Genomic DNA, 16650 nt, shown 5'->3' with positions numbered 1-16650 from the left:
CGAGCGCGTCCTCGCCCCTCTAGGCCAGCCTCAACCCCATCGCCGACAGCGGCCGCTCCAGCGGCGCGCCCAGGATGTTGGGCGAGCCCGCGTCGCCGTGCCACCAGGCGGCGTAGCCCAGGGATTTCAAGAGCTTCAGAGAGTGTCGGCTGCGCTTGTCGGGCTGGCATTCCATGTAGATCAGCGGCCGATGCCGCGCGATGGTCCGGCGCGCGCCGCGCAGCACGTCGATTTCCATGCCCTCGACGTCGATCTTGATCAGGTGGCAGGCGGCCAGGTCCAGGCTGTCGAGGGTGATCCGCTCGACCTCCTCGCCGGCCTCGTCGTCGCGATAGGTCAGGGTGCGCGCCCGCTCCCGATCGGGGGACAGGGTCATCATCCCGAAATTGCTGGGCTCGCCATAGTCGATGCTGGGCAGGCGCATCCTGCCCCGTCGCGCCCCGACCAGCTTCATGTGGCAGTGGGCGTTGGTCCAGCTGTTCAGGGCCACGGTGGCGACCAGGGCCTGGAACATGATCCGCTGCGGCTCGAAGGCGTGGACCGTCCCGGTCGGCCCGACGAAGTTGCAGAAGGCCAGGGTGTGCGAGCCCATATTGGCCCCGACGTCGAGCACGGTCTGGCCCGGCTGGATCAGCCGCGCGAACAAGTCCATCTCCTCGGGCGACCAGACGCCGGTCTCGCGGATGCCGGCGAAAACGAAGAGGTCGTTGCGGTTCAGCAGCATCGGGCCATAGCGCGACGGAACGATCTCGTTGAATTCAGGGCGCGGCGGCGGCTCGGGCGGCGGCATGTCGGCTTCGATGGCGACCGAGGCGAGGTCCTCCGGCGTCAGCCTCCGCGCGCCCGGACACGCCGTCCAGGCCCGCCAGAGCCAGGCGCCGACCGCCATCGGCGCGGCGTTCCCGGGCCAGGCCAGGGCGGCGTGGCGCAGGGCGGCGAGGAAGCCGTCGGCCGCCTGTCCGGCGCGCACGCCGATCAAGTCCTGACCGACCTGGCTCCACAGCAGTCCCTCCGCGATAGCCAGGGATGCGCCCTGGTCGGCCTCGGGCAGCAAGCGCGCCGGATCGGCGGTGAAGACGAGACGCGGATGGGCCATCACCACGTCGCCGCCGACCGCCGCCCCGACCACGGCCAGGGTGCGCAGCCGGATCAGGCCGAAGCGGCCGTCGAGGCTGGCGGCGGGGTTGGCGACGAGGGTCTCGGTCGAGACGCCGGCGCGCTCCGGCCGCGCTTCGGCCCAGGCCCTGATCGTTTCGGCCACGCCCGCCGAGGCGTTGCACAGATGCAGGTGGACGCTCCAGTCCGGCGCCGTGGTTTCCAGCCCTTCGGCCTGCCGCAGCGCCGCGCGCGCCTCCTGATCGCCGAGCGCCACGACCAGAACGGTGCGCGGCGCTCGTCGCGCGACGATGTCGAAGGCCTCCGGCGCGGCCAGGCCGGCTTCCGGCGCCCTCGCCGGCCATTCGACCTCTCGCCCCAGGCGCTCAAGCGCGGCGGCGAGGCAAAGCGCGGCGACCCCGTCGGACGAGGCGTCCAGGGCGACGGCCTGGCGGGCGGCTTCCACGCACCCGGCGTGATCGCCGCGCGCCAGTCGCACGACGGCGAGGCCGAACCAGGAGGGGCCGTGACGCGGCCCGTTCTCCAGGCCCCGGAGAAAGCACGCCTCGGCGGTGTCGAGATCCTCGCTGAACCTCAGGACCATGACGCCGCAGTTGTAGTGATGCTCGACGATCCCAGGCCAGCGGTCGCGCGCGGTCTTCAGCGCCTCGAAGGCCTTGTCCAACTCGCCGAGGCCGGCGGCGGCCAGGCCGAGATTGGACAGGGTCAGCCCCTGGTCGGCCTCGATCCCGAACAGGCGCTGGGCCGTCTCGGTCGCCTCGGCCATGCGGCGATAGCGCTGGTAGTGGAAGTCGCGCGTCGCCTGGATCAGCAGGTCCAGTTGCACGGGCTCCAGCGCGTCCCGGATCGACAGCGGCGCCAGCGGGATCCAGGACAGGCGCGCGCGCAGGTAGGCCATGTCCATGCCGGCGCGTCGGGAATCGCTCATGCGCCGATCTTAGCAGGCGCGGTCGCGAGGCCAGACCGTCAGGCCGCGCCGGGGAAGCCGTTGGTCTGCCGCAGCGCCTCGCCCAGGGCCATGGCCGCGGTGGTGGCCAGGTTCATCGACCGGGCGTCGGGGGCGATCGGGATCACCAGCCGCCCCTGCGCGGCCGCGTGGACCTCCTCGGGCGCGCCGCGGCTCTCGTTGCCGAACAGCAGCGTATCGCCGGGCGCGAAGGCGAACCGGTGGAAGGCCGTGGCCCCCTTGGTCGTGAACAGCAGAAGGCGCCCTTCGGTCCGTTCCGGCGCCTTAAGGAACGCCTCCCAGCCGTCGTGGCGCTTCAGGCGGGCGAGCGGACCGTAATCCAGGGCGGCCCGCTTCAAGCTCTTGTCGTCCAAGGGAAAACTGCACGGCTCGATGACGTCGAGCCCGACGTCGAAGCAGGCCGAAAGCCGAATGGCCGCGCCGACGTTCTGGGGAATACCCGGTTGAAAAAGTGCGATGCGCATAATAAGCGAACCAACCACAAGGGCAGCAGGGGCTTTGCCGCGAATCGAAAGGGCTTGCGGACTTTGTCCGCGCGTCCGATAGGACGATCCGACCGCTGCCTTGTGGCGGGGATCCGCGTGCGGGTCCAGCAAGATATGGCGCTGGAAAGCGCTTCTCCAAGCCGGCCGTTTCCGCGGCTGGCGGAATCGAAGGGTGACGTAAGGTGGCCGACACCGCCGTGGGCGCAACGACCGAGCCGGAACACGGGAGCGATCCCTCCCGGCGCGACTTCATTCATATCGCCGCGATCGCGGCCGCCGCCGGCGGCGCCGCGAGCCTGGTGTGGCCGTTCATCGACCAGATGAACCCGTCCGCCGACACGCGGGCCCTGGCCTCGACCGAGTTCGACCTGACCAAGGTCGCCGAAGGCCAGCAGGTCACGATCAAGTGGCGCGGCAAGCCGCTGTTCGTGCGCAACCGCACCAAGGCCGAGATCGCCAAGGCCGTCGCCGACGACAGCGCGGCGATGAAGGATCCGGAAAAGGACGCCGCGCGCGTGAAGCCGGGCAAGGCCCAATGGCTGATCGTCGGCGGCAACTGCACCCACCTCGGCTGCGTGCCCACCTTCGGCGGCGGCGAGTACGGCGGCTGGTTCTGCCCGTGCCACGGCTCGGTCTACGACACCTCGGGCCGTATCCGTAAGGGCCCCGCGCCCAAGAACCTCGTGGTTCCGGAATACGCCTTCCTGTCCGACACCAAGGTCAAGATCGGTTAATCCAGATGAGCGGACATTCGACCTATCAACCCAAGACCGGTTTCGAGCGCTGGCTCGACGCCCGTCTGCCGATCATCCGCCTGGGCTATGACTCGTTCGTCGACTATCCCACGCCGCGGAACCTGAACTACTGGTGGACCTTCGGCGGCATTTTGTCGCTGTGCCTGGCCTCCCAGCTGATCACCGGCATCATCCTGGTGATGCACTACACGCCGAGCGCCCAGGGCGCCTTCGCGTCGGTCGAGCACATCATGCGCGACGTGAACTACGGCTGGCTGATCCGCTACATGCACGCCAACGGCGCGTCGATGTTCTTCATCGCCGTCTACATCCACATGATGCGCGGTCTCTACTACGGCTCGTACAAGGCCCCGCGCGAAGTGCTGTGGCTGCTGGGCTGCGTGATCTACCTGCTGATGATGGCCACCGCCTTCATGGGCTACGTGCTGCCCTGGGGTCAGATGTCGTTCCACGGCGCCGTCGTGATCACCAACCTGTTCGGCGCCCTGCCGCTGGTCGGCGAGAGCATCACCACCTGGCTGTGGGGCGGCTTCGCGGTCGACAACCCGACCCTGAACCGCTTCTTCTCGCTGCACTACCTGCTGCCGTTCATGATCGCGGGCGTCGTGATCCTGCACGTCTGGGCGCTGCACGTGGTGGGCCAGAACAACCCGACCGGCGTCGAGCCGAAGTCGAAGGCCGACACCGTGCCCTTCACCCCGTACGCGACGGTGAAGGACGGCTTCGCGATGAGCGTCTTCCTGATCCTCTTCGCCTTCTTCGTCTTCTACATGCCCAACGCCCTCGGCCACGCCGACAACTATATCGAGGCCAACCCGCTGGCCACGCCGTCGCACATCGTTCCGGAATGGTACTTCCTGCCGTTCTACGCGATCCTGCGCGCCGTGCCGGACAAGCTGATGGGCGTGCTGGCCATGTTCGGCGCCATCGCCTGCCTGTTCGCCCTGCCGTGGCTGGACACCTCGAAGGTGCGCTCGATGCGCTACCGCCCGACCGCGAAGGTCTACTTCCTGTTCTTCGTGGTGGCCTGCTGCATCCTGGGCGTCTGCGGCGCCAAGCTGCCGGACGATCCGGTGATCCCGCACCTGACCACCTTCCAGGTGATGGGTTCGGACCTGAACAGCTTCGTGTGGCTGTCGCGCGCCGCCTCGCTCTACTACTTCGCCTTCTTCCTGGTCGTGCTCCCGGTCCTGGGTCTGGTCGAAAAGACCCTGCCGGTTCCGGACTCGATCGCCTCGCCGGCCCTGTCGGCCGAAGCTCACAAGGGTTGATCCCGATGCTCCGCAAACTCTCGGTTATCGCGGCGGTCGGTCTCCTGACGGTCGGCGCCGCCGCCCCGGCTCTGGCCCAACACGGCGCCCTGGAGCCCAAGGACGTCCACTGGTCGTTCGAAGGCCCGTTCGGCAAGTTCGACCAGGCCCAGCTGCAGCGCGGCTACAAGGTCTATCGCGAAGTCTGCTCGGCCTGCCACTCGCTGAAGCTGGTGTCCTTCCGGAACCTCGGCGACAAGGGCGGCCCGTTCTACAGCGAGAAGTATCCGAACTCGAACGACAACCCGTACGTCAAGGCGATCGCCAAGGACTACGAGGTCGCCGACATCGACTCGGAGACCGGCGACGCCATCAAGCGTCCGGCCACCGCCGCCGACCGCATCCCCTCGCCCTACGCGAACGAAGCCGCGGCCCGCGCCGGCAACGGCGGCGCCCTGCCGCCGGACATGTCGCTGCTGGCCAAGGCCCGCGAGGGCGGCCCGGCCCACATCTATTCGATCGTCACCGGCTACAAGGATCCGCCCAAGGGTCTGAAGGTCGGCCCGGGCCAGCACTACAACCCGTACATGGCCGGCGACCTGTCGTCGTACTGGTCGGGCAGCAAGGAACACGTCCCGCCGGGCGGCTTCATCGCCATGCCGCCGCCCCTGAAGGACGGCCTGGTCAGCTTCGACGACGGCACCAAGTCGACGATCGACCAGCAGGCCAAGGACGTCGCGGCCTTCCTGATGTGGGCCGCCGAGCCCAAGCTGGAAGAGCGCAAGCAGACCGGCTTCGCCGTGCTGATCTACCTGCTCCTGCTCTCGGGCCTGCTGTACGCCAGCTACAAGACGGTCTGGCGCAACGAGTCGCACTAAGCGGCTTTGAAGACCTGACAACGGAAAGGCCCGGCGGCGACGCCGGGCCTTTTTCGTTGCGGGTCAGTTGGCGATGGCCAGGCTCTTGCCGTCGGCCGCCAGGCGCAGGCGATGACGGGCCCACAGGCCTGTGCCCAGGGTTCCGGCGATCCCGTCGGGCAGATCGTCGGCGAGGCTGGCGGGGACGTTCTCGGCCAGCACGCCGTCCAGGGACAGCGCGCGAAGGGTCGCCGGCGCCAGATTGCGGGCGCTCGCGTCCAGCTTCCCCGTCGCGGCCGCGCCCCGCGACGCCAGCCGCGTCATCGCCTTCGACGCCGTGTCGAGGGCGAAGGCGCCGCTCAGGGCGCGCGGCCCATCGCTGACGGCGGCGGAGATCGTCGGAAGCCCGTCGATCACCATGACCGGCAGGACCACCTGCCGCCCCGCGCGCCAGGGTCGGTCGATGCGCAGCCGGCAGCGCCTGAAGTCGATCTCCACGCCATGGCCGGCCAGGACGTCCATGCCGATCACCCCGGCGATGGGGGTGACGAACCCCGCGCCCCGGGCGTCGAGATCGGCGACCTTCACCGAGACCCCCGCCGCCTTCAGGCCCGCGACCTCGACCGGCAGGGTGATTTCGGGGTCCGTGATCCCCTCCATCTGCGCCTTGGTCTCGTGCAGCAGGGTGCGCGGGGCCGAGAGGTCGATCACATAGTCCCCCGCCATCACCCCGATCACCGCCGGCGCGACGACGGCGCCGTTCTCGAACCAGCAGGCCGTCTCCCCCGCGCGCGCGGCGCCCGCCAGCGACAACGGCAAACCCAAGGCCAACAGAAGAACGCAACGACGCATTTCCGCAGCCTAGCTCAGCGCCGCCGAGCGCGCGACGGCCTCGACACGTGCGCCGAACCTTGTTCATCTTGGCGCGAGCGGAGGGGCGGGCATGATCGAGGGGCACAATCCGGAACTGGAGGCGGCTAAGCGCCTGGACGCCTTCGTCGACGCGGCCTTCGCCTTCTCGGTCACCCTGCTGATCATCGCCGGGGCCGAGCCGACGGTCAGCATCGAGGCGCTGTGGCGAGCGCTAGGCCGCATCCCGGCCTCGCTGGGGGCGTTCGTCCTGATCGTGATGTTTTGGATGGCCTATCGCGAGTACGGCCGGCTCGTCCCCCGTCGCGACACGGTGTCTACCCTGAACGCCCTGGCCATCGTGTTCACGGTGATGGTCTATGTCTTCCCGCTGCGGATGCTGGTGCAGGCCGGCTTCATCTGGCTGTCGCGCGGTTGGCTGCCCGGCGAGCCGATCGTCCGCACCCTGGGCGATCTGAGCGCGCTGTTCCGGGTGTATGGCGTGGGCTTCGCCGTGCTGGCCGGCCTGTTCGCCACCCTCTATTTCCGCGCCCTTCGCCATGCCGAGCGATTTGGCGTGGCTCCGGAGAGCCATCGCTCGATCCGCATCAGCATCGAGGTCTGGACGATCTCGTCGATCGCGGGACTGTTGTCGGCGGCCCTGACCTTCACCCCGGCGGCCAGCTGGGCCCCGGGCTTCGCCTATTGGCTCATTCCCGTGGCGATCACCCTGCGCGAACCGCTCCGCCGCGCCTGGTCCCGAAAGGGCGGCCAGCCCACGCGGAAGGCGTCTTGATCCGGCAGACGACCGCCACGGCGAGCCTCGCCCCGGCGCGGCGCCCCTATCTCGGCCGCCAGCCTTCGGCGATCATCGCTATCTGCCGGTCCATCGCCGCCGACATCTCGCCCGGCGGCAGATCGCCGCCCGCGGTCGCGGCCAGGCGATAGTTCCACGCATAGAGGGCCTTCAGGGTCTCGGCGATCAGCGGCAGGTCGAGATCCTCGCGAACCTCGCCCTTGCGCACGCCGTCCTCCAGCACGTCGAGCAGCATCTGGCTCAGGCGCGGGTTGCGGCCGTAGGGCGTGACGCCCGGGTCGTTGTTGGGATTGTAGGACGCGGCGATGTGCGCCAGGAACAGCTTCACCCGCCGGGTCTCGAACTCGTAGTGGATGGCGAAGATCGAGCACAGCCGGTCGGCGGTGCTGCCGCGCAGGTACGGCAGGACGCGATCGAACTCCGCGTAGAGTTCGGCGAGCCGATGGTTCATGACGTGACTGAGCACTTCGGCCTTGGAGGCGAAGGTCGTGAACACGCTGCCGACCGAGACGCCCGCCCGCTCCGCGATGGCGCGGATGGTGGTCTCCTCGTAACCGACGTCGTTGAACAGGTCACGCGCGGCTTCGAGAACCTTCTCCCGCGTCGCCGCCTTCTGTTCGTCTCTTACGCCCACGCACGTCCCCCTCGAACACGCCAGCGTCATTGTTGAAATCGAAGGCGCTCCGAACCCCCGAACGGAGCGCCTTCGTACGTCTTTAAGCGCGGGCGCCCGCGAGAATGACCTTCAGTTGTTCCGAAAGCCGCGCCAGCAGCGCCTCCACCGTCCAGCCGTCGTAGACCGCGCGACGATAATTGGCGAGATACACGTCGAAGGTCATTTCGGCCAGGAGCTTGGCGTCGATGTCGGCCTTCAGCTGACCTTGCTCCACGCCGCGCCGCAGAGCGTCGGCGAGCAGGCGGAAGATATGCTTCAGATCCGAGCGGGCCCGGCGCTCGGCGGCTTCCGAACGGGTCCACGAGACCGCGATGCTGGCCCGCAGCAGCGGCAGTTGCTCGACGTGGAAGCCGTAGGCGATGGCGAACAGGCCCAGCAGGGCCTCATCGACCGTCTTGGCGTTCCGCGACGCCTGGGTCATCTGAGCGTGGATGACCTCGTAGTCGGCGGTCAGAATCTCGTCGAACAGCTCCGACTTGTCGGCGAAGCTGGCGAACACCGCGCCGGTCGACATCCCGGCGGCCTGGGCGATGTCACGGATGGTCGCGCCTTCGTAGCCGCGCTCGCTGAACAGGCGGCGCGCGGCGGCCAGGACGCGTTCGCGGGTGCGCTGCTTGGCCAGCGCCCGGCGGGTCAGCTTCACCGGCGCGTCGGCGGCCGACTCGATCTTGACGGACACAAAGCTCATGCGGCGGCCTCCAGACGGGCGAGAGCGGCTTCCGCGCGCTTCTCGAACTCAATGCAGTACTCATCGACGACGTTTTGAAGGACGTCGGCGTAGCGGCGGGCCAGCTGACGGCCGTCCTGCGCGGCGTCGCGCAGGTCGATGATCAGTTGGCGGACTTCAGCCAGGGCTTCTTCGCGATCGGACGCGGAGAGCCCGGCGGCGGACGAGAGCGTGGCGCTCTGAGCCATTGCGGTTATCTCCTGCCTCCCCGCTGGGGTGGGTACAACGTCGAACGATCCGCGGTGAGGGGTTGATCATGTTCAACGAACGCGTACTGAAAAATAGGAAGCGGGCGCAATAGCGCCAGGGGTGGGCCATTGCAACCGCCAAAAAGAACAAAAATCGCCGAGTGACGACTTACGGTTAAGATATGACACCGGTCTCAAAGCGTCACTGCGACAAAAGAACTCAGCGAACAAGTTCGTCGAGCTGACTCAACGGACCGCGTTCCGGCCCCCGCGCGGCGGCGGACCGAAAGGCTCTATGGCGCGGCGGAGCTCCGCGCCCTATCTTCCGCGCCATGGCTCACCTGTTCGACTTCCTCGTCCCGATCGCCCTGGGCGCCGTTCTGATCGCCCTGGCCGCCGGCCTCTACGCCCTCTTTCGCGGCGGCGATTTTGGCCGGTCCTATTCGAACAAGCTGATGCGGTTGCGCGTCCTCTTGCAGTTCATCGCCATCATCGTCCTGGTCGCCGCCGCCTTCTGGTGGCGCCAGGGCGCGTGACGGACCCTCATAGCTCGGTTCGAAGAACGGGAGTCCGCGACCGATGGTCACGCTGAACCGCATCTATACCCGGACCGGCGACGACGGCTCGACGCGTTTGGCCACCGGCGCCCCGGTGAGCAAGGCTTCGCTGCGGGTCGAGGCCTATGGCGGGGTTGACGAGACCAACGCCGCGATCGGTCAGGCGCGACAGCATGTCGCGACCGATCCGACGCTCGACGCGATGCTGGAGCGGATCCAGAACGACCTGTTCGACCTGGGCGCGGATCTGGCGACGCCCGAACAGCACGGCAAGCCGGATTGGGAGCCGCTGCGCGTCCTCGACAGCCAGGTCGAGCGGCTGGAGCGCGAGATCGACCAGCTGAACGACGAGATGGCGCCCCTGACCTCGTTCGTGCTGCCGGCGGGGTCGCCCGCCGCCGCCGCGCTGCACGTGGCGCGCACCGTCTGTCGGCGGGCCGAGCGGACCTGCGTGGCGTTGGCGGAGACCGAGGGCGAGATCGTCGGCGAACCGGCGCTGAAGTATCTGAACCGCCTGTCGGACCTGCTGTTCGTCGCGGCCCGCTGGAGCAACGACAAGGGCCGCGCGGACGTGCTGTGGACGCCGGGCGCGACGCGCTAGGTATCAGGCGACCCCGCCATCGCGCGACGTTCGCGGGACCGATCTAGCCATCGCAAGCGAAGCGCGGACGACGCTCTCACGTAGAAGCTGAACCATGGGTCCCGCGCATGCCGCGCGGGATGACGATTAGGTTGAGATTTACTTCTTCTCGGAAGGCGCGGGAGCGGCCGCCCCCGCCTCCGGCTTGATCCGCGCCTCGCCATTGATCGGCGGCACATTGCTGGGGCGACGCGTCAGGGTCTCGATCGAATAGACCGTCGCGCACTTCATCCAGCGACCCGCCCAGGCGCCGCCGCGCGCCTCGCAGCGTTCCTTCGGCCAGACCCACAGGGCGTGATAGGCTAGCACCCCGGCGCTGCCGAGCAGAAAGAGGCCGAGAAAGATGTACTTCAGGCGCGTGAACGTCTTGGTCATGCCGGCCCCTTACCGCCTTTACGCCCTTAAGGGAATGCGGGCTCGCGAGCGGACACGGGCGGCCCGCGCGAGAAATCCTACAACCGTTTGAACCGCAGGCGCGTTATCGCATTACGCTTACGCAAAGGGAAACTTGCATTGCGGCGCCGAAACGCTAAGTCGGTTGCCCAGCAGGAGAAAACACAAGCCTGGAGGCGGTGGAAACCGATGAAGGTCCTAGTCCCGGTCAAACGGGTGATCGATTACAACGTGAAGGCCCGCGTGAAGGCGGACCAGACCGGGGTCGACCTCGCGAACGTCAAGATGTCGATGAACCCCTTCTGCGAGATCGCGGTCGAGGAAGCCGTGCGCCTGAAGGAAAAGGGCGTGGCCACCGAGGTGGTCATCGTCAGCATCGGCCCGGCCCAAGCCCAGGAGACCATCCGCACGGCCCTGGCCATGGGCGGTGATCGCGGCATCCTGATCACCACCGACACCGACGTCGAGCCGCTGGGCGTGGCCAAGCTGCTGGCCGCCGTGGTCGCCGAGGAAAATCCGAACCTCGTGATCATGGGCAAGCAGGCGATCGACGGCGACAACAACGCCGTGGGCCAGATGCTGTCGGCCCTGCTGGGCTGGCCGCAGGCCACCTACGCCTCGGCGGTCGAAGTCTCGGGCTCGAGCGCCAAGGTCACCCGTGAAGTCGACGGCGGTCTGCAGACCCTGGACGTCGACCTGCCGGCGGTGATCACCGCCGACCTGCGCCTGAACGAGCCGCGCTACGCCAGCTTGCCGAACATCATGAAGGCCAAGAAGAAGGAAATCGCCTCGAAGACCGTCGCCGACTACGGCGTCGACGTCGCGCCGCGCCTGAAGGTCCTGAAGGTCGCCGAACCGGCCAAGCGCTCGGCCGGCGTGAAGGTGGAAACCGCCGCCGACCTCGTTTCCAAGCTCAACACCGCGGGGGTGCTGTAATGGCTGTTCTCGTCGTCGCCGATAACGACAACGCGCACCTGCGCGACGCCACCCACAAGACCGTGACCGCCGCCCAGAAGATCTCGGGCGACATCGACGTGCTGGTCCTGGGCAAGGACGCCAAGGCCGTCGCCGACCAGGCCGCCAAGATCGCCGGCGTGCGCAAGGTGCTGCTGGCCGACAGCGACGCCCTGGGTCACGGCATCGCCGAGGCTCAGGCCGACGCGGTGCTGGCGCTGGCCGGCAACTACGACGCCATCCTGGTTCCGGCCACCTCGGGCGGCAAGAACTTCGCCCCGCGCGTCGCCGCCAAGCTGGACGTCGCCCCGATCAGCGACATCGTCGAGGTCGTCTCGGCCGACACCTTCACGCGCCCGATCTATGCCGGCAACGCGCTCGAGACGGTGCAGTCGTCCGACGCCAAGAAGGTGATCACCGTGCGTCCGACCGCCTTCGCCGCCGCCGCCGAGGGCGGCTCGGCCTCGGTGGAGACCGTCGGCGGCGCCGACGCGGGCAAGACCCGCTTCGTCAGCGAAGAAATGGTCAAGTCCGACCGTCCGGAGCTCGCCGCGGCCAAGATCGTCGTCTCCGGCGGTCGCGCCATGGGTTCGGCGGAAGAGTTCCAGCGCGTGATCGAACCGCTGGCCGACAAGCTGGGCGCCGCCGTCGGCGCCTCGCGCGCGGCCGTCGACGCCGGCTACGCCCCCAACGACTACCAGGTCGGCCAGACCGGCAAGGTCGTGGCCCCGCAGCTCTACCTGGCCATCGGCATCTCGGGCGCCATCCAGCACCTGGCCGGTATGAAGGACTCCAAGGTGATCGTCGCGATCAACAAGGACGCCGACGCGCCGATCTTCCAGGTGGCCGACTATGGCCTGGTCGCCGATTACAAGACCGCCGTTCCTGAACTGATGGAAGCCCTGGCGGCGGCGGGCAAGTAAATATCGGCCAAGATGGCTGAACACTCGTAAGGAAAAAGGCTCGGAGGCGACTCCGGGCCTTTTTGCTTCGCCGATACCACGCGCCGCCTTGCAACCACCGGACACCGCGCTATGAAGCTTGGTAACGGTAAAATTCCTTAGGGCGGGGGGCTCTTTGCCGCGATTTGCCGAGTGGCTTGACCAGGACGTGACCTCGGTCACGGCGCGCAGCCTTCCGACCCTGGGCGTGCGGCTGGCGATCTGCGCGGCGACCGCGCTGGTCTACGCTCTGGCGGTCGACATGCGCGGCGGCTTGCTGTGGGGCTTGGCCGTCGCCACCGCCGAGGCGGGCGTGTGGGTCTGCAGCCGTCCGCAGCGCGACGAGCGGCCGGTCGGCGCCGCCCAGCGCATGGCCTATGTGGCCGCCGTGACCTGGATGAACGTCGTCTGGTGGTCGCTGGCGATCATGCTCTGGCGGCGGGAGACCCCGGCGCTGCGGCTGGCGGCGTTCTGCGTCGTCTCGTCCTTCCTGGTTCACGCCCAGGCCTTCACCGCCCGGTCCAAGACCCTGCTGCTGATCATCGGCGGCGGATCCTCGACCCTGCTGCTGTTGCTGTGCGGCGTCTTCAACGACTTTCCGCTCTCGCAGCGCGTGGCGCTGTGCGCCTCGGCGATCATCCTGATCACCTATACCGCCAAGGCGGCGCAGACCAATGGTCAGCAGGGCCGGGCGCTGGAGCGGGCCAAGAGCGAGGCCGAGGCCGCCAGCCAGGCCAAGTCCGAGTTCCTGGCCCTGATGAGCCATGAACTGCGCACGCCGCTGAACGGCATGCTGGGCCTGTCCCAGGCCCTGAAGCTGGGTCGCCTGGCGGCGGAGCAGCGCGACCAGGTCGAACTTCTGGAGGAGTCCGGCCGCACGCTGATGGGCCTGCTAAACGACGTGCTCGATTTCGCCAAGATCGAGGCGGGCAAGCTGGAGATCGCGCCGATCGCCGGCGACCTGCGCCAGCTGGTCGACCGGGTGGTGCGGATCAACGAACCTCAGGCCCGGGAAAAGGGAACCACGATCACCCTGCGGGTCGACGACTCCGTCCCGGCCGAACTGGTCTTCGACCCGTTGCGCGTTCGCCAGTGCCTGGCCAATCTGATCTCCAACGCCGTCAAGTTCACGCCGTTCGGCCAGATCCTGGTGCGGGTGGCCTGCGAGCCCGCCGAGGCCGACCGCCTGCGCATCAAGGTCTCCGTCGCCGACACCGGCATCGGCATCCGGCCGGACGTGCTGGAGCGGCTGTTCACGCCTTTCGTCCAGGCGGACGCCGCGACCGCGCGGCGAACCGGCGGCACGGGCCTGGGCCTCAACATCACCCGGCGACTGGCCCAGATGATGGGCGGCGCGGTCACGGCCCGCAGCGAGGTCGGCAAGGGCTCGACCTTCGTCCTGACCTTCCTGTGCGACCTGCCCGTGGCCAAGCTCGCCGAGGCGGAGCCGGTGTCGCCGCTGCGGTTGCTGGTGGTCGACGACTATCCGATCAATCGCAAGGTCATCGAGCGGATGCTGACGCCGCTGGGCTATGAGGTCGCCGAGGCCGGCGACGGCGAGGGCGCGATCGAGGCCCTGGGCCAGGGCGACTTCGACATGATGCTGATCGACTTCAACATGCCGCGGATGAGCGGACTGGAAGCCACGCGCCGCATCCGCGCCGAGCGCCGCTGGGACAAGATGCCGATCATCTGTCTGACCGCCGGGGTGATGGACGACGAGCGCTCCGAGGCGCTGTCGGCGGGGATGGACGCCTTCATCGAGAAGCCGATCGAGATGGCGACCCTGGTCTCGACCATCGGCCGCCTGAACCGCCGCGCGGCGGCGGGCTGACGCAAGGCGACGGCGCGCGTTAACCACTGTTGCGGCGGCGCCACAATCACACGCCCGTCGCGGTTCTGTCGCGGCATCGTCTTATGGCGTCCCTATCCCCGGCCAATCGCACCGCGAAGGGGGATACCGCAGATGTCATCCACACGTTCGATCCAGCGCCAGACGACGCTCTGGTGCGGCGCGGCGATCGCCGCCCTGATGGCCGGCGCCGCCCAGGCCGCCGAGACCGCCCCGACGACGCCCGCCGCCGACACCGACGCCACCAATGTCGAGCAGGTCATCATCACCAGCCAGCGCGAGACGCGCTCGGCGGTGGCCATGGAAGCCCAGCAGATCCAGCGCGTCCTGCCCGGCGCCAGCCCGCTGAAGGCGATCCAGTTCCTGCCCGGCGTGATCTATCGGACCGCCGATCCGTGGGGCAACAACGAGCAGAACCTGTCGCTGTTCGTCCACGGCTTCTCGACCCAGCAACTGGGCTACACGATGGACGGGGTGCCGCTGGGCGACCAGCAGTACGGCAACTACAACGGCCTGTCGGTCTCGCGCTCGGTCACCAGCGAGAACGTCTCGCGCGTCACCCTGTCCTCGGGCGCCGGTTCGCTGGGCGTGCCCTCGACCAGCAACCTGGGCGGCGCGATCGAAACCTTCAGCCGCGACCCGGCGGCCGAGCGCGGCCTGACCGTCAACCAGACCGTCGGCAGCCACGACGCCTTCCGCACCTTCGTGCGTCTTGAGGGTGGCGACCTGGGCAACGGCTTCCGCGGCTACGTCTCGTACCTGCGCCAGGACGCCAAGGCCTGGGACTTCAACGGCCACCAGCGCGGCCATCAGGTGAACCTGAAGCTGGTCCGCGACACCGAGCACGGCGCCCTGACCTTCTACGCCGACTGGCAGATGAAGGTGGAGCCGAACGAGGACGCCACCGCCTTCGGCAACCAGCAGACCGCCGCGGCGCAGAACTTCACGCCCTATAGCCGCGCCTTCATCTATCCGGACCTGGCCGGCTGCGTCGCCAATCTGACCGGCGGCCCGGGCACCCCGCCGCCGGCCCAGGGCAACAACTTCTCGAACTGCTTCAGCGCCGCCCAGCGCGAGGACATCCTGTCGTACGTGAAGTACGCCTGGAAGCCGACGCCGAACTTCACCTGGACCAACCAGGCCTATTATCACTACAACTTCGGTCGCGGCATCGTGGCCGGTCCGGTCAACACCGCCGGTCTGCCGGGCCTGTTCGCGACCTACTATCCGAGCCTCGTGGTCGGCACGACCACCAGCCCCGCGACCCTGACCAACATCGTCAACCTGTTCGGCGGCACCGGCTACGCCGTGCGCACCACCGAGTACCGGATCAACCGTCCGGGCGCGATCTCGACGGTCGAGTGGACCCTGGGCGACCACCAGCTCAAGGGCGGCGTCTGGTTCGAGCACAACGAACCGGCCCAGCAGCGCGCCTGGTATCCGATGACCAAGGAGAACAACGACCTGTCGCCGTACGACGTGCCGCGCGGCAAGAAGGTGCTGACCCAGTACGCGGCCGAGTTCTTCACCAACGACATCCAGCTGCACCTGCAGGACCAGTGGCGCGTGACGCCGAAGCTGCTGCTGCAAGCGGGCTTCAAGTCCAGTCTGCAGACCGCGCACGGCAAGTTCCCGATCAACCAGCAGAACCTGCCCACGGTCGCCGTGCCGGTCCGCTATCCGACCGGCTCGATCGAGTCGAACAAGTGGTTCCTGCCGCAGGCGGGCCTGCTGTGGGACGCGACCGAGAACGAGCAGGTCTTCGTCAACGTCCAGCAGAACATGCGCCAGTTCATCCCGTACGGCGCCGGCAGCGGCTTCTACGGCTTCTCGGCCTGGAGCCTGGGCACGCAAGCCGCGTTCGAGCTGTTCAAGACGACGGTGAAGCCCGAGACCTCGTGGACCTATGAAGCGGGTCTGCGCAGCCGCCACAGCGTCAACTGGGGCGTGATCACCGGCTTCGAGGGCCAGATCAACGCCTATGACGTCAAGTTCAGCAACCGCCTGCTGAACATCGCGCCGTTCAACTTCATCAACCCGGCGCCGGCCATCCTGGCCAATGTCGGCGGCGTCACCACCAAGGGCGTCGACGTGGCCGGCACGCTGAAGTTCGGCGAGCACTTCCAGCTCTACAACGCCGTCTCGTACAACCAGTCCAAGTACGACAGCGACTACCAGTCGGGCACCACGGTCGTGAACGGCGTCACCCAGCCGGTCACGGTCGCCACCGGCGGCAAGTACGTGCCGCTGACGCCGAAGTGGATGAACAAGACGATCGCCCGCTTCAACTATGGCCGGTTCGACGCCCAGATCAGCGGCGACTATGTCGGCCGCCGCTACGTGACCTATCTGAACGACCTGTCGGTCAAGTCGATGATGCTGGTCGACCTGCAGGCCGGCTACACGTTCGACATGCCGGCGGGCGCCATGGTCAAGGGCGTGCGCCTGACGGCCAACGTCACCAACCTGTTCGACAAGAAGGGCGTCTCGACGGCCTCGGTGACCAGCAACTCGGGCGGCTACGGCGCCTTCCCGCAACCGCCGCGCATGGGCTTCCTGACCCTGTCGGCGGAGTTCTAGGCTGCCGCCGTTCTTCTTGAGAAGAACGGCGACGGACTTCGAAGGC

Annotated in this window: 17 protein-coding genes; 10 read left to right on the top strand and 7 right to left on the bottom strand. The window is 68.0% G+C overall.

The window, feature by feature from the left end:
* Positions 1 to 19 precede the first annotated feature (19 nt).
* On the bottom strand, positions 20 to 2044 hold the full coding sequence (locus tag Q0V34_RS09915; RefSeq protein ID WP_297511222.1) for a protein arginine N-methyltransferase: 2025 nt from the start codon (positions 2042 to 2044) through the stop codon (positions 20 to 22).
* 38 nt (positions 2045 to 2082) lie between these two features.
* Positions 2083 to 2547: a tRNA (cytidine(34)-2'-O)-methyltransferase gene (locus Q0V34_RS09910; protein ID WP_297511220.1), complete on the bottom strand. Its 465-nt coding sequence runs from the start codon at positions 2545 to 2547 to the stop codon at positions 2083 to 2085.
* A gap of 203 nt (positions 2548 to 2750) precedes the next feature.
* Between Q0V34_RS09910 and petA the strand changes: the two genes are divergently transcribed.
* The 3 genes from petA to Q0V34_RS09895 are packed head-to-tail and all read left to right on the top strand — an operon-like array spanning position 2751 to position 5451.
* Entirely contained in the window at positions 2751 to 3302 is a 552-nt protein-coding gene (petA, locus tag Q0V34_RS09905; RefSeq protein WP_297511218.1) for a ubiquinol-cytochrome c reductase iron-sulfur subunit, read from the top strand.
* 5 nt (positions 3303 to 3307) lie between these two features.
* A complete protein-coding gene (locus tag Q0V34_RS09900) occupies positions 3308 to 4594 on the top strand; it encodes a cytochrome b/b6 (protein WP_297511216.1) in 1287 nt (428 codons plus the stop codon).
* Positions 4595 to 4599: 5 nt separating this feature from the next.
* Positions 4600 to 5451, top strand: coding sequence for a cytochrome c1 (locus Q0V34_RS09895; protein WP_297511214.1), 852 nt, complete (start codon positions 4600 to 4602; stop codon positions 5449 to 5451).
* Positions 5452 to 5514: 63 nt separating this feature from the next.
* On the opposite strand, the gene Q0V34_RS09890 is transcribed toward Q0V34_RS09895, so the two are convergent.
* Positions 5515 to 6282: a hypothetical protein gene (locus tag Q0V34_RS09890; protein WP_297511212.1), complete on the bottom strand. Its 768-nt coding sequence runs from the start codon at positions 6280 to 6282 to the stop codon at positions 5515 to 5517.
* Between the two features lie 91 nt (positions 6283 to 6373).
* Here Q0V34_RS09890 and Q0V34_RS09885 point away from each other — a divergent pair, with 91 nt between their 5' ends.
* Positions 6374 to 7075, top strand: a complete 702-nt coding sequence (locus Q0V34_RS09885; RefSeq protein WP_297511210.1) for a TMEM175 family protein — start codon at positions 6374 to 6376, stop codon at positions 7073 to 7075.
* Positions 7076 to 7121: 46 nt separating this feature from the next.
* Here Q0V34_RS09885 and Q0V34_RS09880 read toward each other — a convergent pair whose 3' ends face one another.
* The 3 genes from Q0V34_RS09880 to Q0V34_RS09870 all read right to left on the bottom strand — a co-directional run bounded on the left by Q0V34_RS09880 (position 7122) and on the right by Q0V34_RS09870 (position 8687).
* Entirely contained in the window at positions 7122 to 7730 is a 609-nt protein-coding gene (locus Q0V34_RS09880; protein ID WP_297511208.1) for a TetR/AcrR family transcriptional regulator, read from the bottom strand.
* An 82-nt stretch (positions 7731 to 7812) separates the two neighbouring features.
* The gene (locus tag Q0V34_RS09875) at positions 7813 to 8460 is read right to left on the bottom strand and encodes a TetR/AcrR family transcriptional regulator (protein WP_297511206.1); all 648 of its coding nucleotides are present in this window, start codon (positions 8458 to 8460) and stop codon (positions 7813 to 7815) included.
* Complete coding sequence (locus Q0V34_RS09870) at positions 8457 to 8687, bottom strand: hypothetical protein (protein WP_297511204.1); 231 nt, start codon at positions 8685 to 8687, stop codon at positions 8457 to 8459. Before Q0V34_RS09870 ends, Q0V34_RS09875 begins: the two co-directional genes overlap by 4 nt.
* A 332-nt stretch (positions 8688 to 9019) precedes the next feature.
* Between Q0V34_RS09870 and Q0V34_RS09865 the strand changes: the two genes are divergently transcribed.
* Positions 9020 to 9223 (top strand): twin transmembrane helix small protein, encoded by a 204-nt coding sequence (locus tag Q0V34_RS09865; protein WP_297511202.1) that lies wholly within the window; start codon positions 9020 to 9022, stop codon positions 9221 to 9223.
* A 43-nt stretch (positions 9224 to 9266) separates the two neighbouring features.
* The gene (locus Q0V34_RS09860) at positions 9267 to 9845 is read left to right on the top strand and encodes a cob(I)yrinic acid a,c-diamide adenosyltransferase (protein ID WP_297511200.1); all 579 of its coding nucleotides are present in this window, start codon (positions 9267 to 9269) and stop codon (positions 9843 to 9845) included.
* Between the two features lie 138 nt (positions 9846 to 9983).
* Here the strand turns inward: Q0V34_RS09860 and Q0V34_RS09855 are convergent, their stop codons facing one another.
* Complete coding sequence (locus tag Q0V34_RS09855) at positions 9984 to 10259, bottom strand: hypothetical protein (protein WP_297511198.1); 276 nt, start codon at positions 10257 to 10259, stop codon at positions 9984 to 9986.
* A 207-nt stretch (positions 10260 to 10466) separates the two neighbouring features.
* Between Q0V34_RS09855 and Q0V34_RS09850 the strand changes: the two genes are divergently transcribed.
* From Q0V34_RS09850 to Q0V34_RS09835, 4 genes are all read left to right on the top strand, one after another.
* Entirely contained in the window at positions 10467 to 11213 is a 747-nt protein-coding gene (locus Q0V34_RS09850; protein ID WP_297511196.1) for an electron transfer flavoprotein subunit beta/FixA family protein, read from the top strand.
* On the top strand, positions 11213 to 12154 hold the full coding sequence (locus tag Q0V34_RS09845; protein WP_297511194.1) for an electron transfer flavoprotein subunit alpha/FixB family protein: 942 nt from the start codon (positions 11213 to 11215) through the stop codon (positions 12152 to 12154). Before Q0V34_RS09850 ends, Q0V34_RS09845 begins: the two co-directional genes overlap by 1 nt.
* Before the next feature lie 187 nt (positions 12155 to 12341).
* Complete coding sequence (locus Q0V34_RS09840) at positions 12342 to 14006, top strand: ATP-binding protein (protein WP_297511192.1); 1665 nt, start codon at positions 12342 to 12344, stop codon at positions 14004 to 14006.
* A gap of 132 nt (positions 14007 to 14138) precedes the next feature.
* Positions 14139 to 16604, top strand: coding sequence for a TonB-dependent receptor (locus tag Q0V34_RS09835; protein ID WP_297511190.1), 2466 nt, complete (start codon positions 14139 to 14141; stop codon positions 16602 to 16604).
* Positions 16605 to 16650: the final 46 nt, after the last annotated feature.

This window comes from uncultured Caulobacter sp., assembly GCF_947036865.1.
Taxonomy (GTDB): domain Bacteria; phylum Pseudomonadota; class Alphaproteobacteria; order Caulobacterales; family Caulobacteraceae; genus Caulobacter.
This window is presented reverse-complemented; position numbering and strand designations above follow the sequence as displayed.